This window comes from Myxosarcina sp. GI1 (assembly GCF_000756305.1).
Taxonomy (GTDB): domain Bacteria; phylum Cyanobacteriota; class Cyanobacteriia; order Cyanobacteriales; family Xenococcaceae; genus Myxosarcina.
Window position 1 is genome coordinate 36,696 of sequence record NZ_JRFE01000003.1, and the last position, 22,488, is coordinate 59,183.

Sequence of the window (22,488 nt, forward strand, 5' to 3'; positions counted from 1 at the left end):
TCCTACAGAAAAATCGATAATTGACATCAAAACCGAATCTGTCAAACTAACGTTAAATTAATTGCGATCGCTATAAAAAACATTATTGTAATTCCTGCATTTTTTCTAACTTATAACCATCAATTTAGCTGGAAAAGGGTTTGTATTCGTACAGCCAATCGGTAAAGTCACCACCTAAATCTCTGCGTTGTTGCGATCGCGACGGTGTTTTGTCATTAGTTTGCCACTGATTTTTTTCGCCTTCCGCGCTTTTAGTTTGCATAATTTTAGTGCGCTCTTTTCTTTCTCGTTCGTATTCGTCAAAAGCTTCTTCAATAGCGGAAAATTTTGTCAGACATTGTGCTAGTACCCAAGCATCTTCAAAAGCACTATTAGCACCCTGTCCCATTGAAGGACTCATCGGATGGGCTGCATCGCCCAAAAGAACAACTCTACCTTTACTCCAGTTGTCTATAGGCAGGCGATCGCAAATTAAAGATTCAAAAATTTCTGCTGCTGGAGTAATTTCGATTATATTGCGTATCGGCTTTGCCCAATTACTTAAATCTTGAAGAATACGCTCTTTCATTGCCTCACTATTAGTTGAAAGATGATATTCTGGAGCAAATTTTCGAGTAGTCCAATTAAGATATCCATCGCCAACATTTATCAGAAATAGAAATTGTTTGTCACTGACAATACGAACTACTTCATTGGGAGCGAGCAGATCTTGCTGGCATTTAATAGTAGCTCGCCAAGACATACTATTAAGATAACGAAGTTGTTCTTCTCCTATGAGAGTTTTTCTAATGAGAGTTTTTCTAACTGTGGAGTGGATACCATCCGCACCAATTAATAAGTCTGCCCGTGCTGTTTTGCCTCCCTCAAAATAAATTATGATTTCTCGCTCGCTTTGTTCGAGATCGATACATCGGCGATCGAGGTGAATAGTATTTGCAGGTAGTTTTGAGGCGAGGATTTGTTGTAAATGCCACCACCAAATAGTAACTATAGGTTGACCGTATTTTTCTTGTAATTTGGTAGTTGGATTAGAACTAATTGTTTCTCCAGCAATATTCTTTTTTACTGTTTTTTGAATGCAGCAGCCAGAATTTTTAATATCTGCAACTATGTCAGGTTTGATAAGTTCTAAAAAATTCAATCCATTGGGAAATAAAGCCAAGCCTCCGCCAACAGGACGAAAATCTGTGGCTTGCTCGTAAACTGTAGCCTCAATACCTTGTTTCCGCAGAGCGATCGCACAAGCCAATCCTCCAAGTCCAGCACCGATAATGGCAATATTTCGGGCATTAATACTCATATTTTTAATTACATTGAGTTAGCCAAAAAGCGATCGCTACTTTACTGTAAGTCAGACACTTTTAATCTATTTTAGGTACTACCTTAAGATCTCCACAATTATTAGGATCGACTGCTGCCCTAATAGAATAAGAATAATCTAGTTCGGAATGGAAATAAGAACTGTAAAGAAAAGAATGTTGTATAGAGGCAAACGGAACTCGATCTGGATTTACCAATCCGTGTTTGCTAATCAGACAAATATTGTCCTGGGGTTGTATCTGACTTAGTAATTCTGGTTTGACTGCTGTAGAAATATGTTTTTCTAAACTGTAGAATACTGGTTTGCCATAGAAACTACCAACTTTACTCAACACTATAGTCAAAAAGACTAAATATACCAATCCCATATATCTTGGCTGTAACCATCGCCAACGTTGCCAATCGATCTGACTGCGGGAAAGCAAGCACAAGTTTAAAGATACCAGGCAAATCATCCAGAACATAAAATATCTCAGTTCGTGAGATTGAGGAAAATTAGCAGGAACGATGGACATAATTAGAACCGTCAACAATGCAGTACGAGCAGCGGTTTCTCCTTTCGGTAATTGCCGATTTTGGATAAATTCGTAGATAAATAAACCTACTAAAAGCAATACATTAAAGACGACGTAAGCACCAAAAAAACCACCGCCACGATCCATATACTTGTCATTTCCTCCATTCCACTGATCGGTTGACCAATAGGGAGGAGTACCAATCTCTAGTACTGAATACAGCCATTTTTGCGGTCTGTTTCCTTCTTTATATGTATCGGGAACTAGTTCGTGGTTGAGGACAACACCTGCTACCTGAATTTTTATTGGATAAAAAGGATTACCGTATAAAGCAATATTTTTAACTGGCGTGGCAAAGATTAACAGCGAAGAAATTAGAGCAATTGGTACGACCTTAACTAACTTTGGCTTGGGTGTAGAAGTTTTTTTGAAATACAGCCACAAAAACCGTAGAGCGATCGCGCAACAAACCAAAAATGTCAGCGGTTGTAGTTGGGGCTTGATATTAGCTGCTGTTGCTGCCCCCAAAAACATCACCACTGCATCTTTAAAACTGAGAAATCGTTTCTCTTTATAGAACAGATAAGTCATCATTACCAGTACCGACATCCCGACATTGCCTGGTAAATCGACAAAACTAGTACTGGCATGGGTAATAACAGCAGGAATTGCCAAAAGTGAAATTGCAGATAAATAGAGGGGAACTCGAAAATAAATCTTTAGAAAGAACCAGTAAATAATTAGACCGAACAACCCTACCAGGTTAGCTGCCTGTACCCTGCCAGTTACAAACCATAACAAGCCTTGCAGCCAGTGAGCTAAAAGAGGAAACCCTGCAAAGCGATATTCGAGGTTTAATTCTGGTATAAATTCTTCTTTAGGTACGATGCCCCAAATTCTGGCAGCAAAAGGCAGATGATACCACCAAGTATCGTAATTGGTATCGATATCGATAATCGCCTTGAGAAAAATCGAGATTGTTACCAAAGTGGCGATCGCCAAAAAAGCTATTTCTAAACTCTTTTGCTCGATCTTTTTGTGCCGATTTTTTGAAGTTACCCCTCTAATCATTGCTGTCCGTTTAATTTCAATAATTTAGCTTGACGTTTTGGGGAATTTGTTTGAGTTCGCCACAGCTTTCAGGATTGAATGCCGTTTGTATGGCATAAGGATAATCTATTTCAGGATGGAAAGGAGAACTATACAAAAACGCCCATTTTAAAGCTGCCATCGGAGCTTTTAGGGGATCGCTTCTGTGTCTGCTAATCAAACAATTTCTGGTTTCTGGTTCGATTTGGCTCAACAATTCTGGTTTTACTCCCATAGCAATTTGAGTTTCTAGATTGTAGAAAGAAGGTTTGGCATAAACCTTGCCCATATTACTCAAAACAATAGTCAAAAAAACCAGACAAACTAAACCCATATATTTAGGCTGCAACCATCGCCAGCGAGGTAAAGCGGTTCGGGGAGTCGAAATAAGATACAGATTCAAAGATACCAGGGAAATCATCCAAAAAATAAAATATCTCAATTCGTGAGATTGAGGAAAATTTGCGGGAACGATTGACATTACCAGGACTGTTAACAAAGCAGTGGAGGCATCCCTCGAAGTTTCTGCCTTAGATATTCGATTACGCCACAACTCGGCAATAGACAAACCAACTAGCAGTAACAGATTAAAAACTACATAAGCTCCAAAAAAACCACCCATGCGTAGTTTTTCGGGATCGTCACTCCATTGATCTACCGTCCAGCGAGCTTTGTCTATTTCTAAGATCGATCGCAGCCATTTTACTGGTCTGTTGCCATCCTGGTAAGCTTCTGGCACTAGTTTATGATTGAGAACGGTACCTGCTATTTCTACTTTTACTGGATACAAAGGGTTGCCATAAACAACAGTATTTTTAACTGGTGTAGCAAAGATTAAAACCGCAGCCAAAATGCAAATAGAGACAATTTTTAGGGAACGTTTGAAGTTGAATGAAGAGTGCCGAAAATACAGCCAACCCAATCTGATTACTACAAAACCACAGATAAAAAACACTAGAATTTGCAGTTGTGTCTTAGTATTAGCTGCAATAGCCGCTCCTAAAACCAATATAAATAACTCTCCCTTACTCGGCAGTTGCGATCGCCTGTACAGGTTGTAGGTCATCATCACTAAAACCGACGCGCCGATATTGCCAAACAGATCGACATAAGAGGAGGTTGAGTGAGCCAACACTAAAGGAATTGTTAACAGGGCGATCGCCGATAAGTAAAGCGGAACTCGAAAATAACTTTTTAGAAAGACTAAGTAAAAAATTAAACTTAGAAAACCAACTAAATTAGTTGACTGAACCCTATCAGTAATTCGCCATAAAAAACCTTGAAGAAAATGGGCTAATAAAGGAAATCCTTGATAACGAGGCTCAAACCATTTTTCGTCGCCAATAAATAGTTCTTTGGGTACGATGCCCCAAATTCTGGCAGCGAAAGGTATATGATACCACCAGGGATCGTAATTAATATCAATATCGATAATTGCTTTGAGAAATATCGAGGTAACAATCAGCAAAGCAAGTATTTGTAAAACCGTTTCTATACTCAATCTACGGTCGATAGATTTTTTGGGAGGTAAGTCAGTTGCAGTGTGGAGCATTGACAATAACAATTATTAATAATTAAGTAATATGTCTATTTTTGGCTATCTTTTACTGGTTTTGAAGCGAAAAAACGCTCGATAGTCCAAACAAACAAAAATCCTACTAATGCTAAAGCAGTAGCCACGACATAAAGAAACCTTTGTAAGAGAGCAAATTGAACTGCATCGGTATTGGAAACATTAAACAGTGCCAGTAATCCCACCCAGCTTAATTCCATCAAGCCCAAGTTAGCAGGAGTAAAACTGACTAACATCGCTAGCTGTACGATTGGCGTAGTAAAAACTACCGCCCACAAACCTATTTTTAATCCTCCTGCATAAACAATAACTACACCTCTAATCAGCCAAAAAACATAGCGAATTACCGAAAGCCAATATTGATTTAAGGTAAACTTACGGTCTAAAATATCTGAGTTTTTAAAAGCTATATTGGAATGAGTCGCTTGTGATTTTTTCCTTGAATTTTTAAAAGAAATATAGGATTTAATCAAAAGACCCATCAAGTATCTGTACCATCTTTTGATTATAAAATGAGAGGCAATTATAATTGTTGACGTGGCAAAAACTGCGATTCCTAGAGAAATATGTCCGAGAACGAATAAGATTGAAGCGGGAAATAGTAAAAAGGGAATTAGAAAATTAAAAAACTGATCGTAAATAACTGATAAAAAACCTTTTGACAGGGAGCTTACTTTATGTACTCTCAAAGCTAAATTCTGTACCGCCACCATGCCTATATACTGCGGCATAAACTGCATGGTTAGAGAACCCAGAGTAGTATAAAACAGATAGAAACGAAACGGTTGTTCGCGATCGGGGGTAACTTGATGGGTAACTAAATTCCACTTATAAGCAGTAAACCAGGTGTGAATTAATAAAGTTAAAATTGCCAGGGCAGTATACCAGGGATTGAGATCGTAGAGTTTGGCAATAACTTCTGCGAGTTCAACGTTTGTAAAGCGCAGTATTAACCAGATTAGGAAAATTCCCAAACCTAAAGATAAAATGCTGAATACTACATTTTTTCTAGATAGCATTTATAAAAAATTATTTTTAAATATTAAGTAGATTGAGTTAAAGCATTTATCTAGCATACAGCCTGGCGATCGCTTTTTAGTTGTTTGTAACCCCATCTGGCTTCTAAATCAGTATCGATTAATTTTGATACCTTGACGACTTCGGCGCGATATCGTTCCATTAGCTGGTATTTAATCTCGTCTGGCATCACTTCTTTAGGACTTTGATGCCATAAAAACCGTTCTACAATCTTATCGCGAATAAATTCGTTAAATTCTTGAGAAACTAAGGTTTTGGAAATGTTTTTCAGTACGGGATTATTAACTAAATTGTTTAATGCCTGGAAGCGAACTTCTTTGTTAATGTTAATTGCTTCGTATTCGGGTACAAAACTATTATCTACACCCAAAAAATCTAAAATTTCTCGATAAACTTCTTGATTATTAGCCTTGAAATCTTCAAACAACACTATTTTTATTTGCGAGCGATCGAACAAATCGTAATAGCGTTCGATCTGTTCGTAATATTTAACGCGATCTGAATAATATAGATAACAAGGACTCGTAACTCTAGGACTGATAAATTTGCCTTCACGTCTTTGCGGTTCTAAAGCTAAAGCTCGCTCGAAATCTGCTTCGTTTTCTTCAGTAAACTTAAGATAGTGACTATGCAAAGAATAGAGATACTTGGCAGGTTCTCGTAATACAATAAGTATTTTAGCTTTAGGATTAAATTGATATATATTTTGTGCCGTTACCTGAGAGTATAAATAATTAGTCGAAGATTCTCCTACTATAGTTTCCGTATCGGCTTTAGCAAAAAGCTGTAAATATTCAGCTTCCGTTCTAAAATCAAAAAAACGCTGTTTGCCGTAGTAGCGATCGCTTTCTTGATGAAAATCCTGGCAAAAAAAATGTGGCTCTTTAATACCAGACATAAAAATTTGCGGATGCTGTCCTAAAAATTGATGCAGTGCTGTAGTACCTGACTTTGGTTGTCCGACAATAAAAAAATTAGGTTCTTTCATTTGATTCTTAAATAATGCTATTTAATCTATTGAAGCTTATTTGCAACTAATACATAGTACACTGGTTCGGCAAGGTTGACATAGTAGCTACCAATATCCCAACTATTCCTGTTCTTCTTCGCCGTTAAGCTTTGTAGCTCACTGAAATAAATTCATTGTAAATAAAACAATGACCCATAACTCTCGGAAAGGGAAATGAATATTCCTTAAATACTTTAAATCCAATTTGGTTGGCAATATTACGTAGCTTGGGGAAGTTCATAAATTCAATGTGAGTGGGATCGCTTTTGTATCCTGCCTCTTGAGGAGTCATAACAATGAGTTTACCTTTAGGCTTTAAAAAGGTTAGATACTTTTCCAATAGTTCGATCGCTTCGTTTTGTTTCATATGCTCGGCTACATGTGACAAGAGCAAAGAGTCAAATTTTTGAGATGTTTTGGTGGTTGAATTAAAAAACTCTTCGGGGGTAAAAGCGGTAAATCCCAAGTTTCGCGCAACTCGTACTGAATTTAAATTATGGTCGATTCCTACACCTTTGCCTTTTAAGTTGATTAAATTTCTGCCAATTCCACAGCCAAGATCGAGAGTTAAACCTGGTTTTAATCGTTGCAGATTCCAACGATAGGGTGCTTGAACATCTACTAAACTTTTCCAACTAACTGTCTGTTTCTCCAGTAAGAAATTTGTGTATTTTTGCTCTCGCGTATTGGAAACCTCGCCACCATTTTTGGGTTTCATTATCACCTCTTAATTACTTCCCTTTTGATACCACAATTTCTGCTTCTGAAACATCTCGAACAGCTACCCTAAAATTTTAATTTTTGGCGTTGCATCATCATAGGATGGTAGAGGCTGACTGGGGGACTTGGGGATGATTTTAGTAGAGTGAAATCTCCTAGTCTCTCGCGCTTTTTGTCTCTCCTGCTCCATTTCACCTCATCATCCCACAACTATGCTGCCTAATTTTTTATTGGCTCGTACAAGATCCGTAAGGCGATCGGGTTCTGGCACTGTTAGATTAATTAGATGTTTGCAACTTTGCCTTAAGCCGCGCCGCTACCCGCTCTTGAATTCGAGAATCTTGCCAATAACGGTGCCATCCCAGAGGTCCGAGAGTGGCAAAATTAGATAACAATCCCCATAAATTAGCCGATTTGCCGTGAACCATCGCTGCCAGGGTAGTATTTACTTCGGTAGAAAACCAGGCTACTTTTTCTACTGCTGCCCGATTATCTTCAGTAGAGCTAAGATATTTGCTGACTACCAGTCGCATTTGTTGGCGAAAATCTTCAATGCTGGAACTGCGACGAATAGTTTGAGAGTCGGCATGAACGCGAAACGCCGCTAGAGGTTCGGCAGCATAGACTGATTGACTAACTGATGCCAGCTTGAGCCAAAAATCCCAATCGGCAGTGTACCAAAGCTGCTCATCCATACTTCCTAGATCGAGTGCCAGTTGACGTTTAAAGATGGGAGCGGGTATGGCAATAAAATTTTGTACTAATAGCTTGGCTACCATTTTGTTTGGCTCGATTAACTGTAATGCAGGTAAAGGACATTGCCAAATTCCCAGGCGATCGCCACTCTCGTCGATAAACAGAGCCGAATGTAAGTAGAAATTAGCTTGAGGATATAGTGCGATCGCTCTTTGCATAGTTTTCAAGCGATTGGGCAGCCAAATATCATCTTGATGTAAAAAACAAGCATATTCACCACTAGCCACAGACAGACCGTAATTGGTATTAGCTACCCAGTTACCCACCCGCGATCTTTTAACTAATTCCAGATTTAGTTTATCTCGATAAGTTTCGACAATGGAGAAACTACTATCTGTAGAACCGTCATCAACAATTACACATTCTATGTCACTGTCTTGTTGAGCGACTACAGAATCTAAAGCTGCTGCTAAATACTTTTCGCCATTATAAGTAGGAATAATAATTGATAGCCAAGGTTTATTCATGCTTTATTTGTTTGCGCTATAGCGACTAAAAGTTTTTACTGTCTTTTCAAACCCAAAATACTCAAAAAGAAGCTAGAAAATATTACCTGACAACCTAATGCCAAACAGGTAACGGCAGGAATAACAATGGGCATAGTTTGAGTAGGATCGAGAGAGCCAAAAGAATTTAAGCCCCAAATTCCAAAAGCATAAATCGATGCCGTAATTCCTATTAATACCAGCGAGCAGCCGACAATCAAACCCGATTCTAAATTGACATGGTTTAATAATCTTTTAAAGCGGCGATCTTCAGGAAGTAAACCTTCACTCATACCAAATACTTTAGTAAATAAAGCAAAGATAATAATTTGAAAACCGATTGTCATTGCTGTCGAAGAGTAAAGTAACGTATGTACTTTAGGACTGGGTAGCAACCAGAGAGTAGCCAGAAAACCCGCAAAAATCAAAAAGATACCAGGATAGAGAAATAACCAGCGGGGACTGTACATTAATAGAAAACGCAGATGTCTCCAGCCATCGCGCCAGCTACGTAAATGTGGGGGACGGCTACGACCATCAGGAGATAGAGTAGTAGGCACTTCTGTAATTCTCATTTTGTTGAGAGTTGCCTTAACTACCATCTCGCTAGCAAACTCCATTCCCGTAGTTTGCAAATCGAGAGCGACAATTGAATCTTTTCTAAAACCTCGTAGTCCACAGTGAAAATCACCACAGGGACTAGGAAATAACAATCTGCCGATTCCCGTTAATACAGGATTACCTAAATAGCGGTGTAACTTAGGCATGGCTCCTGGTTTGATGCCGCCTTTAAAACGATTTCCCATTACCAAATCGTAACCGTCGCGTAATTTTTTGATGAAAAGAGTTAAGTTACTAAAATCATAACTATCGTCGGCATCGCCCATAATAATATATTCACCACGTGCGGCAGCAATTCCACCCAAGAGCGCACTACCATATCCTTTGGCAGGTACGTTGACAACTCTCGCTCCCAAACTCATAGCAATCTCTTGAGAACCGTCTTGACTACCATTGTCGGCAATAATTACTTCTCCATAAATATTGTTTTCATTAAGGTAGTATTTTGCCTTTCTAATGCAGATAGCTAAAGTTTCGGCTTCGTTCAAACAAGGCATTACGATAGAAACTTCAAGGGTAGTTCTGGTTCTAGAAGATATTTCTGGTTTGGATATATTACTTAGCATCACTTATAAATTTTTCCGAGGAATAGAGGATTAACCAATAAGATGTCTTCGATTTTGCCGCTTTTTACCTATTTAGTTTGTTAGTAATCTAAACCGACATAGTACGATGTCGATCGCAGCTACCAGAAAATTAACTTCAATCGAAAAAAACGATCTTTTATTTTTTTACTGGTTAGATAGAAGATAATCTAAAGGAGTAAAAGTTTGGTGAACGTAGAATTTTTTTTTTGTGTCGAGTTGACAAAAATAACTGTTATAGAGCAATACACCGTTTATTACTAAAATAAGATTAAATCGAGCTTATATATAACCGATATGATTCTCAGCAATCTTCTTAAGTCAGCAGATAAAAAATGGCAGCCAGTAATTAAAGAGTTTGAAGCGGTGGTTGGTAAAGATGGCGTAATACGTCGTAAAGAGGAATTACTGACTTATGAATGTGACGGTTTGCCCAGCTACAGACAGCGTCCTGGTTTGGTAATTTTACCCCGCACTACCGAACAGGTTGCTGCTGCTGTTAAAATTTGCTGCGATCGCAATTTGCCCTGGGTTGCCAGGGGTGCGGGTACGGGTTTATCTGGAGGTGCCTTACCCATCGAAGATTGCGTGCTAATTGTTACCGCCAGAATGAATCAGATTTTAAGTGTAGATTTAGATAATCATCGCATCACCGTTCAACCAGGGGTAATTAATAACTGGGTAACTCAGGCAGTTAGCGGTGCGGGTTTTTATTACGCTCCCGATCCTTCCAGTCAAATCATCTGTTCTATTGGCGGTAATGTCGCAGAAAACTCTGGTGGCGTACACTGTCTCAAATATGGCGTAACTACCAATCACGTTTTAGGGTTGAAATGGGTAACTCCCGATGGCGAAATAGTTGATGTTGGCGGAACCGTTCCCGAAATGCCTGGTTACGATCTTACTGGCTTGTTGGTAGGTTCTGAGGGAACCTTAGGTATTGCTACAGAAGTTACCTTGCGCATTCTCAAGCAACCCGAATCTGTGTGTGTGATTTTAGCTAGTTTTCCGTCAGTAGAAGATTCTGGTGTCGCTGTAGCAGATATTATCGGTGCGGGAATTATACCTGCTGGCATGGAAATTATGGATAATCTCAGCATTAATGCTGTAGAAGATGTGGTAGCGACGGGGTGTTACGATCGCGAGGCTGCGGCAGTATTACTGGTAGAGTTAGATGGCTTATCGGTAGAAGTGGCAACCTACAAACAGCAAGTCAAAGAAATTTGTAAGCGTCATAATGCTGGTGAGATTACTTCCGCTAACGATATGGCAACTCGTCTCAAAATGTGGAAGGGTAGAAAAGCTGCTTTTGCTGCCGCAGGACATATCAGTCCCGATTATTTTGTCCAGGATGGTGTGATTCCTCGCACTAAGTTAGCTGAAGTATTGGGAAAAATTGAAGCTTTGAGCGATCGCTACGGCTATAGAATTGCTAATGTCTTTCACGCTGGCGACGGTAATCTACATCCTTTGATTCTCTATGACAATTCGGTTTCGGGGGCGTTCGCAACCGTCGAAGAAATTGGCGGCGAAATTCTCAAACTCTGTGTGGAAGCAGGTGGTAGTTTATCTGGGGAACACGGTATTGGTGCGGATAAAAATTGCTATATGCCCTATATGTTTGACGAAACGGATCTAGAAACTATGGGCTATATACGCGATGCCATAAATACCAAAGGACTAGCCAATCCTGGTAAGGTATTTCCCACTCCTCGTAGTTGTGGTGAGGCAGCTAACGCCAAAAAATTTGAATTTAAAGATGCAGAATTGTATTAGTACTGTTAACAATGAACAGTGAACAGCGAACAATGAACAATGAATAGTGTTTACCGATCCGTTGATAATGGCTCATTGCTAAATTGCTTGTTTGAAAATACACCACAAATATTAACTTCTGGTTTTGAAACTAATATTAATATTAATTTTGTCAATATGAATGCTTTCCTATAAAATAGCTTGTTTGAGCATATAAAACAAAGATTTTGTTTTAAAAAATATATTGTCAATATAATTTGTAGCTTACAATACTGTAAAAACTTCAAAAAAATCAATAATCGAGTCAAATAAACTAATTTTTGAAGACAGATTACTCGATCGAACATATGATTGTTAAGCATAAAATTAAATCTTTTATAGCCAGAAATAAACCCAAAGCGAGCCAGCAATCGAGATTCAAACTTACGTGGCTGTGTTTGGCAATGGTAATAATTATTGTTGCTACACCAAAACTAACTTTAGCTGCCGAACCAGAACCAACAGGCGGAGTTTTAGGTGCCATTGACGGAATTTTTTCAGCAATTGTCGCTGTTTTGAGCGAAATTCTCTTTTTTGAAATTGCGGGTTTTCCCTTAATCGTGCTGTGGCTGATCTGCGGCTCGATTTTTTTTACGCTCAGAATGGGATTTATCAACATTCGCGGTCTGAAACACGCCATAGATGTCGTACGCGGTAGATACGACGATCCTCACGACGATGGCGAAGTATCCCACTTTCAGGCATTAGCAACAGCACTATCGGGAACGGTAGGATTGGGTAATATCGCTGGAGTGGCGATCGCCGTACAGACTGGAGGACCAGGAGCCGTTTTGTGGATGACTCTAGGTGGTTTTTTTGGGATGTCCAGCAAGTTTACCGAATGTACTCTGGCACAGAAATATCGACGAGTGAAACCAGATGGTACGGTAGCTGGCGGACCGATGTATTATATTTCTCGTCCCCTCTCCGATATGGGTATGCGTCCTGTAGGACAAGGACTGGCGGTCTTGTTTGCCATCCTCTGTATATTAGGCTCTATCGGCGGCGGTAATATGTTTCAGGCAAATCAGTCTTATGTAGCGGTAGCTAATGTTATTCCTAACATACCCAACTGGCTATTTGGCATAATTGCCGCCGCTTTGGTAGGAGTGGTAATTATTGGCGGTATTAGTCGCATTGCTTCTGTGACTGATAAGATAGTTCCTTTAATGGCGGTAGTCTATGTTGTTGCTTGTTTGTGGATAATTTTAAGTAACATAACTCAACTACCAGGAGCGATCGCTACTATTTTTACCGAAGCTTTTTCACCGCAAGCTGTAGGCGGCGGTTTTATTGGGGTAATGGTTCAGGGTATTAGACGCAGTGCTTTTTCCAACGAAGCAGGAGTTGGTTCGGCAGCGATCGCTCATTCGGCAGCCCGTACTGACGAACCCCTTAGAGAGGGAATTGTCGCCTTACTAGAGCCTTTAATCGATACAATTGTTATCTGTAACATGACTGCTTTAGTAATCGTCATTACTGGAACTTACCAAGATAGTTCTGTAGGAGATGGAGTATTATTGACCAGCAGATCTTTTGCTACCGTAGTTGGCTGGTTTCCTTCAATTTTGGCGATCGCAGTAGCCTTATTTGCTTTCTCGACGATGATTTCCTGGAGTTACTACGGTGAAAGGGCCTGGGAATATTTATTTGGCAATGGTAACACCCTGGTTTATAAAGGCATATTCGTTTTGTTTGTTTTTATCGGCTCGGTAGTTAATTTAGGTGCGGTAGTCGATTTTAGCGACATGATGATTTTAGCTATGTCCATTCCCAATTTAATTGGCTGTTATTTGTTATCGGGTACAGTCGCTGCCGATCTCAATAACTATATGCAGCGTCTTAGTTCGGGAGAAATGCCTACTTACAGTGAAGAAGTACTGACTACAAAGTAGCGTAAAACACGTTTTAAAACTTGCTACAGCTACCGTTCTAAGTAAGTCAATTTAATTAAATGCCAATCTAATTTCCCTAAATCCCCAAACCAAAATTATTTTATGTTTAATTAAGTCGCTCTGCTTAGTTGTCGGCGAGCTTCGTAGAGTAATAAAGCATTAGCAATCGCGACATTTAATGACTCTACCCCATTATTTAGAGGAATTTTTACTCGTTCGTCGGCTAGAGCGAGTAATTCTGATGACAAACCCGCGCCTTCATTGCCTAAAACAATTAAGCTAGGCTGTTGAAAATCTACTTCCCAATAACTTTTTGTCGCCTGGGCAGAAGCAGCAATTATTTGTATACCCTGTTGTCGATGTCTTTTAATTACTTCGGCTAAATCTTGCTCTACAGCCACTGGCAAGCGAAACCATTCACCTACCGAAGCTCTCAAAACTTTGAGATGGTCGAGATCGACACTATTTTTACTCAACCACAAGCCATCCACGCCCGCACCTACAGCAGTCCGAATAATCGTTCCCAAATTGCCAGGATCTTGTAGTCTTTCGAGCGCTATTCCCAACTGAGTTTGTTCGATACTAGGTAATCTAGCACTTCTACGTTGGGCGATCGCTACCACTCCATCGGGACTAACAGTAGTGGCAATGGCTGCTAAAACCTCGATACTTACTAGTTCGATTGTTACTCCTTGCCGTTTGAGAGCTATATTTAGTTGTCGATGGTCTTCTTGCCAGCGAGGAGTACAAAAAACGGTATCTACTTGAAAATTTTCCTTACAGGCTGCGGTAATTAAATTTGTTCCTTCCAAAAGCAATAATTGCTGTTTGCGTCTTTCTTTTGCCGTACGTAGTTTACGTATTTGTTTTATTCGGGGATTTTTAATGCTAGTGAGCATTTAGTTTGTAAAATTTATGCTTGAAAGACTTGACGAATAGTATCGAGCAAAGTAATACTTTGGTTGCTAAATGCGGAACTCGGGACTTGAACCCGAATGTTCTTAAGAACACTAGAATCTGAATCTAGCGCGTCTACCAATTCCGCCAGTTCCGCTTTTTAATTTGGCATGCAGCCTAATATTATTATATATTTGGCAAGCCGTGTCAAATATGCACAATGTGAATATAAAAATTTTTGCTCGTAAATAAACTTAACAAAGTCTTTATAATTTATTTATTTCGAGTAAAATTGTTCGCCAACTAGCGATAAATCGTCAGTCGGCGATTGCGAAGCATAACCGCAATTGTTATCTCACTATTTCTAATCTGTGAGATAAGTTCGATCTCTTAAGACTATGGCGGTAAACCATACCGCTGCGGTCGAATTAACTGTAAGGTGAGGACAAAACCATTAATTCTGTTTCTAACTCAATACCAACTTCAGCCACCAAAAGAGAATTACAAGCCGTTCTCGAAATTGATGGTCGTGCTTCTCTTCAAGGAGAAGTTAAAATTAGCGGTGCCAAGAACTCTGCTCTAGTGTTAATGGCAGGAGCGATACTTGGTTCGGGTGATTGCCGACTGCATAACGTACCAAACTTGGTCGATATTACCCGCATGGGTCAAATTCTTACGGCTCTAGGGCTTAAAGTTCGACAACATGGCGATACTGTAGATATAGATACCAGAAATATAAATCCTACTAAAGCTCCTTACGATATTGTTTCTCAGTTAAGAGCCAGCTTTTTTGTGATCGGACCTCTGTTAACGCGTTTGGGAACGGCTAGGGTTCCTTTGCCTGGAGGCTGCGCTATTGGTGCTAGACCAGTAGATTTGCACGTTCGCGGCTTGCAAGCAATGGGTGCTAATGTTCGGATCGAGTCTGGTATCGTTCATGCCAACCTTACGGGTGGTAAACGCAGATTACAGGGAGCGAATATTTATCTAGATTATCCTAGCGTTGGAGCTACCGAAACTATATTGATGGCGGCTACTCTGGCAGAAGGTGAAACCAAAATTGAAAATGCCGCTCAAGAACCAGAGATAGTCGATCTAGCTAATTTTTGTTGCCAGATGGGAGCAAAAATCAAAGGTGCGGGAACCAACACGATTATTATTTCGGGTGTCGATCGCCTCAAGGCAATTGAGTACAATGTCATTCCAGATCGCATCGAAGCTGGTACCTTTTTGGTTGCTGGCGCAATTACTAAATCCGAGATTACTCTGTCTTCAGTAATTCCCAGTCATTTGGCTCCCGTTATCGCCAAGCTGAATGAAATTGGCTGTAAAGTAGAAGTCGCAAACGACAACAATGGCAGCTATTTGTCTCAAAGTCTCAAACCCCAGCGTCTGCGCTTGATTCCTGGCGAATTACGCGGTATCGATATCGAAACTCTACCCTATCCTGGATTTCCTACGGATATGCAGGCACAGTTCACCGCCTTACTGAGCATTGCTGAAGGTAATAGCGTAATTAGCGAAACCGTGTTTGAAAATCGTTTGAATCATGTTGCCGAACTCCAGCGTATGGGAGCTAATATTCGAGTTAAAGGCAATCATGCCCTCGTTAGTGGCGTGCCGTTTTTATCTGGTGCGCCTGTAATGGCAACCGATCTTAGAGCTTCTGCCGCTCTAGTCATAGCAGGATTGGCTGCCAATGGTAAAACTGTTGTTGGCGGTTTACATCATCTAGATCGCGGTTATGAAAATTTAGAAGGCAAATTACAGCAGTTAGGTGCTAAACTACGGCGAGTTTTACCCGATTGATACAAAAAAATAAATGTTAGATTACAATCCTGCGATCGCAGCGCGATCGCAGGATTATTTTTAGCTCTCTTTAAAAAGATCTCCACATTACCCTAATTCTTCAATTCTCCATCACTCGCTGCGATCGAATGTAAAAAACATACCCCCAAAAGCTATTAGCTCCCCCGTCCTTTTTATGCGATAATTTCTAGCAGATATTTTAATATTTGCTTAACATAAAGCAATGAATGAAAAAGCTAAAGAAGAAAAAACTCTAGCAGAACAAGCACCTCCTTGTTACGAATGCCGCTCTTGTGGCTACGTTTACGAACCTGAAAAAGGAGACAGTCAAAACAATATTCCAGCAGGTACTTTGTTTAAAGATTTACCTGATAATTGGCGTTGTCCCGTGTGCGGAGTTCGTAAAACTCAGTTCAATAATATTGGTGCTAAAGGCGCACCTTCTGGATTTTCTGCCAATCTCAATTATGGTATTGGAGTCAATCGTTTAACTCCCAATCAAAAAAATTTACTAATCTTTGGCGGTTTGGCGTTAGGATTTTTATTTTTTCTGAGCTTGTACGGTCTAGGTTAGTTCCTAGCTATAGAACAAAAGCATAATAGCAGCAATCTACTCTCAGAATATTGGGTTTGCTTTGAGAGTGAAAATTGTGCTATCGCCATTTGTTCGTAGTTTATCGTTCGTATATTTATTTTGGGTTGAGTGTTTTCGTTCTATCTTACCCAGTAGATGAAATAAACTAGGACATTTATGAATTTATTGTTTCAAAAACTAAAGCAGATTGCGATTGCGATCGCTATTTGTATATTTTGTATTAGCTGCAGCAGTGTAGATTCAATAGAAGTCAATCCCTGGAAAGTTTTGACTCTACCTAGCGAGGCAATTTTTGCCGATATCGCTTTTACAGACAATCCCGATCGCGGTTGGTTAGTCGGTACTCAAGCGGCTCTCTTTGAAACTAATGATGGAGGCAATACCTGGGAACAAAAAGCTCTCGATTTAGGAGAGGAAAAAGTATCTCTAACTTCTGTTAGTTTTAACGGTCAAGAAGGCTGGGTTGTGGGTAGACCCTCAATACTGCTGCACACCGAAGACGGGGGAACTAACTGGTCGAGAATTCCTTTAAGTGCCAAGCTTCCAGGGTCTCCTTATGGCATTATTGCTTTAGGCGATTCGACAGCCGAGATGGTAACAAACCTGGGTGCGATATATAAAACTACCAATGATGGTAAAAACTGGAAAGCCTTAGTAGAAGGTTCGGTAGGCGTAGCTCGCACTATTCAGCGTTCTGAAGATGGTAAATATGTAGCTGTTTCGGCTAGAGGTAATTTTTATTCTACCTGGGAACCAGGACAGAGCGAATGGACACCCCATCAAAGAACTTCATCGCGCCGACTACAAAATATGGGCTTTAGCAACAGCGATCGCTTATGGCTACTCGCTCGCGGCGGACAAATTCAATTTAGCGAACCAGAAGATTTTGATAGTTGGCAAGAAGCAATTTATCCAGAATTTTCTACTAGCTGGGGTTTGCTCGATGTTGCTTATCGTACTTCAGATGAGATTTGGGTTTCTGGTGGCAGTGCCAATCTATTAGTCAGCAAAGATGGCGGTCAAACCTGGAAAAAGGATCGAGAGGTGGAAAAAACTCCCTCCAACTTTAACAGAATAGTCTTCTTCAATCCCCAACAAGGTTATGTGCTAGGAGAACGAGGAACTTTGCTAAAATACGAACCGCAAACCGAAGCAGTTTAAACAGTGGCACGATTTCCGCACGAACCAAATTTGCTTGCTGAGTTTGGTAACTAAATAGTTGTGAAGCTCCGACTTCTCCGCTCTTTGGTTAAATGTTACATGATAGGATAATAACTATTAATTTAAAAAAAATTCTTAGAATTAATAGTAGCACTCACAATTATAAAGCTCGGCAATTGTTACGGTCTAGCGATATAATTCAAACGAGTTTTAAATAGCCTTACAGTTTGGCTAGTGATGGCACTGCCTTTTACGAAGTCAAAGTTTTTATCGCTTGATGACTTTGACAACTGTATATCAACATTGAGCTTTAATTTTAATCTGGAGATACGTCCAAATGGCAGGTACTACTGGAGAACGTCCTTTTTCCGATATTATTACCAGCGTTCGCTACTGGGTAATTCATAGCATTACCATCCCAATGTTATTTATTGCTGGATGGCTTTTTGTTAGTACTGGATTAGCTTATGATGCGTTTGGTACGCCTCGTCCTAACGAGTATTTTACTCAAGACAGACTGGAACTACCCATTCTGCAAGAACGCTTTACGGCTAAAGAACAAATTGAACAATATAACAAATAGAAGTTTCGATTTTTAAAATAGGCAAAACACTATGACAAGTAACAATCCCAATCAGCCAGTTTCATATCCCATTTTTACAATCAGATGGCTGGCAGTTCATACTTTAGCAGTTCCCACTGTATTTTTCTTAGGCGCGATCGCGGCTATGCAGTTTATTCAAAGATAAGAGGTTTTAAAAATGGATAGAAATACCAATCCCAATAAACAACCAGTAGAGCTAAATCGCACTTCTCTTTATTTAGGTTTGCTTTTAGTTGCAGTTCTCGGTATTTTATTTTCTAGTTATTTCTTCAACTAATTACGTTTAATGGTTTAATTAATAACGGCAAGTAGGAGATAAAAACAATGTTTGCAAACGGAAGAATCCCTTTGTGGATTGTAGCGACAGTCGCAGGTTTAGGTGTAATTGTCGTTGTTGGTCTGTTTTTCTATGGTGCTTATGGTGGTGTTGGTTCTGGAATGTAGAATTAATACAATACCTAAAGCTGCACCTCAGTAAAAAACAGCTTGTAAAGTTACCGCTCTAAGAACTAATTAGAGCGGTCTTTTATTTTGTAAAATATTTAGTAAATCATCTCAAAAAAAGCATCGTCAATATCGTAACCAAAACTTTGCGCCAATGACTTAAGACGAAGTTGAGGAGTAATTTCCTGTTGACGCAACCAATCTGACAGAACAAAAATTTTGTTCATTACAAAAATTTCTAAAGCTTCAGGATTAAAAATAATTCCTTCACTGCGATTAAACTGGTGGGGAACTAGCATCGCTCCATAACGAGCTAATTCACCTGCTTTCCAGTCCAGGAGAAAAGGCAACCAGGGATATGCCGCATCCAAGCGTACATGCCATAGTCTAATTGTTGGAATTTCCGATAGTTCGCGAGGATCTGTTGCATCTCGCTGGTAGTCAATTTTCAATCGCAACTGCTGTTCGTAACTTGCTATGCGATTATTTTCTAATAGTGGCACAATTGTGTTATGAACATCAGTCAAATCCAGGCGATCGATCTTTTGATTATCTAAAGCAATGTTGAAAGTCATTAAGCGAGTTTACCAAATCTGTATTTACTACCGATATTGCTGAATGATATTGGACATTTACCTCCATTTTAAGTTAAAGTGGTAATGATTATGTATAAGTTGCAAAAAAATCAGCCTCGCTTATGAATACTTCAGAGGCACGTTTACAGCCAATTAACTCTTTAAAAGATGCTTTGACTCGCTGCCACGCACTGGGAATGCGAGTTAGTTGTCAGCGTCGCTATATTTTAGAATTACTTTGGGAACGAGAAGAACACCTTTCAGCCAGAGAGATCTACGATTTGCTCAATCAACAGGGCAAAGAAATCGGTCACACGTCAGTTTATCAAAATCTCGAAGCCCTATCAAAAAATGGCATTGTTGAGTGTGTAGAGCGTTCTGAAGGAAGGCTATACGGTAATATTAGCGATTCTCACAGTCATGTTAACTGTCTCGATACCAACCAAATTATCGATGTTCGTATAGCTTTACCAGACGATATTATCGATCGCATCGAACAACAAACAGGTGTCAAAATTACTGACTATCGCATCGATTTCTATGGTTATAAAAACTGCTTAGATGAAGCAAAGTAATGAGCAGTTAGCAATGAACAATGAGCAACGAGCAATGAACAGTTATTATTGTTCGTGAACCTATCCCAGCTTTCAGCATGGGACGAACAAAGTTCGTCGCTGAACTTTTCGATGCCCATATTTTTCCTCGTGGTAAGTCGCACCATCGACAGCCAGTTATTAAAATGTACAGCAAGCTGTTCGACACATAGCGAAACGGAACAGGAGGATTCCGCGCGCGCTCTTTTTTGGCATTTGTGGAAAAATATCTTCAAATAGTTTCTACTCTAGAGCGTTTAATCCCTCAAAACGTCCAGCCATTTTACTTTCCGTCTCATGTAATGTAAGAGTAAATTATCATATTTTTGGCATTAGTTAGGATAGGTTTATCTAAAGCTCAAGCCTCAAGCCTCTGAATGTGTATCGGCAATTTCTTTATTTAAAGCCTGTCTGGCAATACGAGTAACGTAAAGAGTTACGGCAACGGTAGCAATAAAGCCAATAATGCGAATCGTCCATTGAACTGTAGGATTTGTAGGTTGACTCTCGCCACCAACTGTAGCAATACTACCTGCCAGAGAACCTATATAGACATACATAATCGTTCCTGGAATCATTCCTGCAAAGCCGATAACGTAGTCTTTTAAAGATACTCCAGTCACGCCAAGTGAATAGTTGAGCAAATTAAAGGGAAACACGGGGGAAAGTCGCGTCAGTAAGACAATTTTTAATCCTTCCCTGCTTACAGCCTCGTCAATTGCTTGAAACTTGCGATCGCCTGCTATTTTTTGCGAAATCCAGCCTCTAGCCAGGTAACGTCCTACTAAAAATGCTAGAGTCGCTCCAATAGTTGCCCCAACAAAAACATAAATCGAACCCAAAATTACGCCAAAGATTACTCCCGCTCCCAGGGTCAAAATCGCTCCTGGTAAAAATGCCACTGTCGCAATGATATAAATTGCTATGAATGCTAATGCTCCAATTGCTCCTAGATCGTTGACCCATTGCAAGACATTTCTTAATAATTCCTGGGGATCGAATCCGCCAGCAGTTCCTATTTCCTGGGCTTGCACTGGCGCAGTTGTAATAATTAAGCTAATTACTGCAAACAATCCGATTTTTATATATTTATTCATTGACAGACTTGGGGTATGGATTTCGATTCCGCTTTACCGACTCAACTAATACTCTCTAAGTTTGCTTGATGCTTGCTTAAAATTTTCCTGAGAACAAATTAATTTTGCTTTCAATAAATACAGTGATTGTCAGTCCCTTAAGATACACTTTGTTCGATTATAGATACTAAAAAAGAGCAGATCTCGACTCAAAAATTTTTTGGGTAGTTAAATCATAATTTCTGGGAAAAATTACCATAAACTTTAATTAGAGCGAGTAAACTCAAAAGTAGATTTAAAATACCCTTGAAAAATCATCACGTTATTACCATAGGCACATCCGCTGGAGGTATTCAGGCATTAAAAACACTTGTAAGCCAGTTACCAAAAAACTTTCCCGCTTCAATACATGTTGTGCTACATATTTCTAACGAAGCTCCTAGTAATTTACCTACAATTTTAAAGAAAGCGGGGCAACTTTCAGTATCATTTAGTGAGGATGGAGAGCGAATCGAGCCTGGTCATATTTATATCGCACCACCCGACTTTCATCAAATACTAGAATACGATCGCATTAGGGTGATACGCGGTCCAAGAGAAAATCGTATGCGTCCCGCTATCGATCCGTTATTTCGTTCGGCAGCCGTTGCTTATACTTCTTACGCTACAGGAGTAATATTAACGGGAATGTTAGATGATGGTACTGCAGGACTACAGGCGATTAAGGCTTGTGGTGGTACGGCTATCGTGCAAGATCCCAAAGATGCTGCATATAGCAGTATGCCTGAAAGTGCAATTTCTAACGTAAAAGTAGATTGGGTCGTGCCGTTAAATGATATAGCCGCTCTTTTGCAACAACGAATTCGCCAAACTCCCCCTGTGATAAAAGAGGTACCCGCACATTTACTGCTTGAAGTACCTATTGCCCAAAATGCAATAACCAAACCAGCAATTATGGATCGAATTGGTAAGCCTGTTGCCCAAAGCTGTCCTAGTTGCGGAGGACCTTTATGGCAAATGAAGAATGGTTCGCTGCTTCGCTATCGTTGTCATATCGGTCATGCTTTCTCAAATCGTACCTTAGTTGAAGAACAGAGTGAAGCAACAGAAAAAGCACTGTGGATAGCTTTGAGAACCTTAGAAGAACGCGCTCGCCTCTTAAAAAATATGAGCGATAACTATGCTCAAAAGGGTGCTACAAGTCTGGCAAAAGTTCATGAAGAGCGATCGGCAGAAGCGTTTGATGGTGCATTGCACATTCGTAGTTTAATTCGCGACCTTAGAATCGTATCGGAATTTCCTACCGACAAGAAACCAAAAAAAGAAGCTTCTTGA

22 protein-coding genes and 1 tRNA gene are annotated in these 22,488 nt (G+C 39.8%); 11 read left to right on the plus strand and 12 right to left on the minus strand.

All coding sequences use genetic code 11. The annotated features are described in order from the left end of the window. Window positions 1-124: 124 nt before the first annotated feature. From KV40_RS01035 to KV40_RS01070, 8 genes are all read right to left on the minus strand, one after another. Complete coding sequence (locus KV40_RS01035; protein ID WP_036477025.1) at window positions 125-1,300, minus strand: NAD(P)/FAD-dependent oxidoreductase; 1,176 nt, start codon at window positions 1,298-1,300, stop codon at window positions 125-127. Window positions 1,301-1,361: 61 nt separating this feature from the next. After that, entirely contained in the window at window positions 1,362-2,906 is a 1,545-nt protein-coding gene (locus KV40_RS01040; protein WP_052055237.1) for a hypothetical protein, read from the minus strand. A gap of 16 nt (window positions 2,907-2,922) precedes the next feature. Next, window positions 2,923-4,476: a hypothetical protein gene (locus tag KV40_RS01045; protein ID WP_052055238.1), complete on the minus strand. Its 1,554-nt coding sequence runs from the start codon at window positions 4,474-4,476 to the stop codon at window positions 2,923-2,925. A 35-nt stretch (window positions 4,477-4,511) separates the two neighbouring features. Continuing rightward, window positions 4,512-5,516, minus strand: coding sequence for a lysylphosphatidylglycerol synthase transmembrane domain-containing protein (locus KV40_RS01050; protein WP_036477027.1), 1,005 nt, complete (start codon window positions 5,514-5,516; stop codon window positions 4,512-4,514). Window positions 5,517-5,566: 50 nt separating this feature from the next. Next, window positions 5,567-6,523 (minus strand): sulfotransferase, encoded by a 957-nt coding sequence (locus KV40_RS01055; protein ID WP_036477030.1) that lies wholly within the window; start codon window positions 6,521-6,523, stop codon window positions 5,567-5,569. A gap of 124 nt (window positions 6,524-6,647) precedes the next feature. Continuing rightward, a complete protein-coding gene (locus KV40_RS01060) occupies window positions 6,648-7,262 on the minus strand; it encodes a bifunctional 2-polyprenyl-6-hydroxyphenol methylase/3-demethylubiquinol 3-O-methyltransferase UbiG (RefSeq protein ID WP_036477033.1) in 615 nt (204 codons plus the stop codon). Window positions 7,263-7,542: 280 nt separating this feature from the next. Further along, the gene (locus KV40_RS01065) at window positions 7,543-8,487 is read right to left on the minus strand and encodes a glycosyltransferase (RefSeq protein ID WP_036477036.1); all 945 of its coding nucleotides are present in this window, start codon (window positions 8,485-8,487) and stop codon (window positions 7,543-7,545) included. Window positions 8,488-8,522: 35 nt separating this feature from the next. Further along, complete coding sequence (locus KV40_RS01070; RefSeq protein ID WP_052055239.1) at window positions 8,523-9,692, minus strand: glycosyltransferase family 2 protein; 1,170 nt, start codon at window positions 9,690-9,692, stop codon at window positions 8,523-8,525. A gap of 315 nt (window positions 9,693-10,007) precedes the next feature. Here KV40_RS01070 and KV40_RS01075 point away from each other — a divergent pair, with 315 nt between their 5' ends. Both KV40_RS01075 and KV40_RS01080 read left to right on the plus strand, forming a co-directional pair. After that, a complete protein-coding gene (locus KV40_RS01075; RefSeq protein ID WP_036477038.1) occupies window positions 10,008-11,486 on the plus strand; it encodes an FAD-linked oxidase C-terminal domain-containing protein in 1,479 nt (492 codons plus the stop codon). 326 nt (window positions 11,487-11,812) lie between these two features. Further along, window positions 11,813-13,399 (plus strand): sodium:alanine symporter family protein, encoded by a 1,587-nt coding sequence (locus KV40_RS01080; protein WP_081942714.1) that lies wholly within the window; start codon window positions 11,813-11,815, stop codon window positions 13,397-13,399. A 110-nt stretch (window positions 13,400-13,509) separates the two neighbouring features. Here the strand turns inward: KV40_RS01080 and KV40_RS01085 are convergent, their stop codons facing one another. After that, on the minus strand, window positions 13,510-14,298 hold the full coding sequence (locus tag KV40_RS01085; protein WP_036477040.1) for an RNA methyltransferase: 789 nt from the start codon (window positions 14,296-14,298) through the stop codon (window positions 13,510-13,512). 71 nt (window positions 14,299-14,369) lie between these two features. Then, window positions 14,370-14,453, minus strand: a tRNA-Leu gene (locus tag KV40_RS01090). A gap of 317 nt (window positions 14,454-14,770) precedes the next feature. Between KV40_RS01090 and murA the strand changes: the two genes are divergently transcribed. From murA to KV40_RS32940, 7 genes are all read left to right on the plus strand, one after another. Beyond that, on the plus strand, window positions 14,771-16,105 hold the full coding sequence (gene murA / locus KV40_RS01095; RefSeq protein WP_036477042.1) for a UDP-N-acetylglucosamine 1-carboxyvinyltransferase: 1,335 nt from the start codon (window positions 14,771-14,773) through the stop codon (window positions 16,103-16,105). Window positions 16,106-16,328: 223 nt separating this feature from the next. Beyond that, window positions 16,329-16,679 carry a rubredoxin gene (locus KV40_RS01100; RefSeq protein ID WP_036477043.1) on the plus strand — a complete coding sequence of 117 codons (351 nt, stop codon included), beginning with the start codon at window positions 16,329-16,331 and terminating at the stop codon, window positions 16,677-16,679. Between the two features lie 177 nt (window positions 16,680-16,856). Further along, window positions 16,857-17,861: a photosynthesis system II assembly factor Ycf48 gene (locus KV40_RS01105; RefSeq protein ID WP_036477045.1), complete on the plus strand. Its 1,005-nt coding sequence runs from the start codon at window positions 16,857-16,859 to the stop codon at window positions 17,859-17,861. 337 nt (window positions 17,862-18,198) lie between these two features. Beyond that, window positions 18,199-18,444, plus strand: a complete 246-nt coding sequence (gene psbE, locus KV40_RS01110; protein ID WP_036477047.1) for a cytochrome b559 subunit alpha — start codon at window positions 18,199-18,201, stop codon at window positions 18,442-18,444. Window positions 18,445-18,475: 31 nt separating this feature from the next. Beyond that, window positions 18,476-18,610, plus strand: coding sequence for a cytochrome b559 subunit beta (gene psbF / locus KV40_RS01115; RefSeq protein ID WP_036477048.1), 135 nt, complete (start codon window positions 18,476-18,478; stop codon window positions 18,608-18,610). 12 nt (window positions 18,611-18,622) lie between these two features. After that, on the plus strand, window positions 18,623-18,742 hold the full coding sequence (locus tag KV40_RS01120; protein WP_036477049.1) for a photosystem II reaction center protein L: 120 nt from the start codon (window positions 18,623-18,625) through the stop codon (window positions 18,740-18,742). A gap of 47 nt (window positions 18,743-18,789) precedes the next feature. Further along, window positions 18,790-18,909 (plus strand): photosystem II reaction center protein J, encoded by a 120-nt coding sequence (locus KV40_RS32940; protein ID WP_072013747.1) that lies wholly within the window; start codon window positions 18,790-18,792, stop codon window positions 18,907-18,909. 98 nt (window positions 18,910-19,007) lie between these two features. Here the strand turns inward: KV40_RS32940 and KV40_RS01125 are convergent, their stop codons facing one another. Beyond that, window positions 19,008-19,484 carry a CRR6 family NdhI maturation factor gene (locus KV40_RS01125; protein ID WP_036477050.1) on the minus strand — a complete coding sequence of 159 codons (477 nt, stop codon included), beginning with the start codon at window positions 19,482-19,484 and terminating at the stop codon, window positions 19,008-19,010. A 122-nt stretch (window positions 19,485-19,606) separates the two neighbouring features. On the opposite strand from KV40_RS01125, the gene KV40_RS01130 reads away from it, so the two are divergent. Beyond that, window positions 19,607-20,059: a Fur family transcriptional regulator gene (locus KV40_RS01130; protein WP_036477051.1), complete on the plus strand. Its 453-nt coding sequence runs from the start codon at window positions 19,607-19,609 to the stop codon at window positions 20,057-20,059. A 383-nt stretch (window positions 20,060-20,442) separates the two neighbouring features. On the opposite strand, the gene KV40_RS01135 is transcribed toward KV40_RS01130, so the two are convergent. Then, complete coding sequence (locus KV40_RS01135) at window positions 20,443-21,174, minus strand: TVP38/TMEM64 family protein (protein ID WP_052055240.1); 732 nt, start codon at window positions 21,172-21,174, stop codon at window positions 20,443-20,445. 285 nt (window positions 21,175-21,459) lie between these two features. Here KV40_RS01135 and KV40_RS01140 point away from each other — a divergent pair, with 285 nt between their 5' ends. Further along, entirely contained in the window at window positions 21,460-22,488 is a 1,029-nt protein-coding gene (locus tag KV40_RS01140) for a chemotaxis protein CheB (protein WP_052055241.1), read from the plus strand.

Excerpts from the sequence above, each read along its gene's own strand:
- KV40_RS01035 (WP_036477025.1), bottom strand. The coding sequence starts at position 1,300 with ATGAGTATTAATGCCCGAAATATTGCCATTATCGGTGCTGGACTTGGA.
- KV40_RS01040 (WP_052055237.1), bottom strand. The coding sequence starts at position 2,906 with ATGATTAGAGGGGTAACTTCAAAAAATCGGCACAAAAAGATCGAGCAA.
- KV40_RS01045 (WP_052055238.1), bottom strand. The coding sequence starts at position 4,476 with ATGCTCCACACTGCAACTGACTTACCTCCCAAAAAATCTATCGACCGT.
- KV40_RS01050 (WP_036477027.1), bottom strand. The coding sequence starts at position 5,516 with ATGCTATCTAGAAAAAATGTAGTATTCAGCATTTTATCTTTAGGTTTG.
- KV40_RS01055 (WP_036477030.1), bottom strand. The coding sequence starts at position 6,523 with ATGAAAGAACCTAATTTTTTTATTGTCGGACAACCAAAGTCAGGTACT.
- KV40_RS01060 (WP_036477033.1), bottom strand. The coding sequence starts at position 7,262 with ATGAAACCCAAAAATGGTGGCGAGGTTTCCAATACGCGAGAGCAAAAA.
- KV40_RS01065 (WP_036477036.1), bottom strand. The coding sequence starts at position 8,487 with ATGAATAAACCTTGGCTATCAATTATTATTCCTACTTATAATGGCGAA.
- KV40_RS01070 (WP_052055239.1), bottom strand. The coding sequence starts at position 9,692 with ATGCTAAGTAATATATCCAAACCAGAAATATCTTCTAGAACCAGAACT.
- KV40_RS01075 (WP_036477038.1), top strand. The coding sequence starts at position 10,008 with ATGATTCTCAGCAATCTTCTTAAGTCAGCAGATAAAAAATGGCAGCCA.
- KV40_RS01080 (WP_081942714.1), top strand. The coding sequence starts at position 11,813 with ATGATTGTTAAGCATAAAATTAAATCTTTTATAGCCAGAAATAAACCC.
- KV40_RS01085 (WP_036477040.1), bottom strand. The coding sequence starts at position 14,298 with ATGCTCACTAGCATTAAAAATCCCCGAATAAAACAAATACGTAAACTA.
- KV40_RS01100 (WP_036477043.1), top strand. The coding sequence starts at position 16,329 with ATGAATGAAAAAGCTAAAGAAGAAAAAACTCTAGCAGAACAAGCACCT.
- KV40_RS01105 (WP_036477045.1), top strand. The coding sequence starts at position 16,857 with ATGAATTTATTGTTTCAAAAACTAAAGCAGATTGCGATTGCGATCGCT.
- psbE (WP_036477047.1), top strand. The coding sequence starts at position 18,199 with ATGGCAGGTACTACTGGAGAACGTCCTTTTTCCGATATTATTACCAGC.
- psbF (WP_036477048.1), top strand. The coding sequence starts at position 18,476 with ATGACAAGTAACAATCCCAATCAGCCAGTTTCATATCCCATTTTTACA.
- KV40_RS01120 (WP_036477049.1), top strand. The coding sequence starts at position 18,623 with ATGGATAGAAATACCAATCCCAATAAACAACCAGTAGAGCTAAATCGC.
- KV40_RS32940 (WP_072013747.1), top strand. The coding sequence starts at position 18,790 with ATGTTTGCAAACGGAAGAATCCCTTTGTGGATTGTAGCGACAGTCGCA.
- KV40_RS01125 (WP_036477050.1), bottom strand. The coding sequence starts at position 19,484 with ATGACTTTCAACATTGCTTTAGATAATCAAAAGATCGATCGCCTGGAT.
- KV40_RS01130 (WP_036477051.1), top strand. The coding sequence starts at position 19,607 with ATGAATACTTCAGAGGCACGTTTACAGCCAATTAACTCTTTAAAAGAT.
- KV40_RS01135 (WP_052055240.1), bottom strand. The coding sequence starts at position 21,174 with ATGAATAAATATATAAAAATCGGATTGTTTGCAGTAATTAGCTTAATT.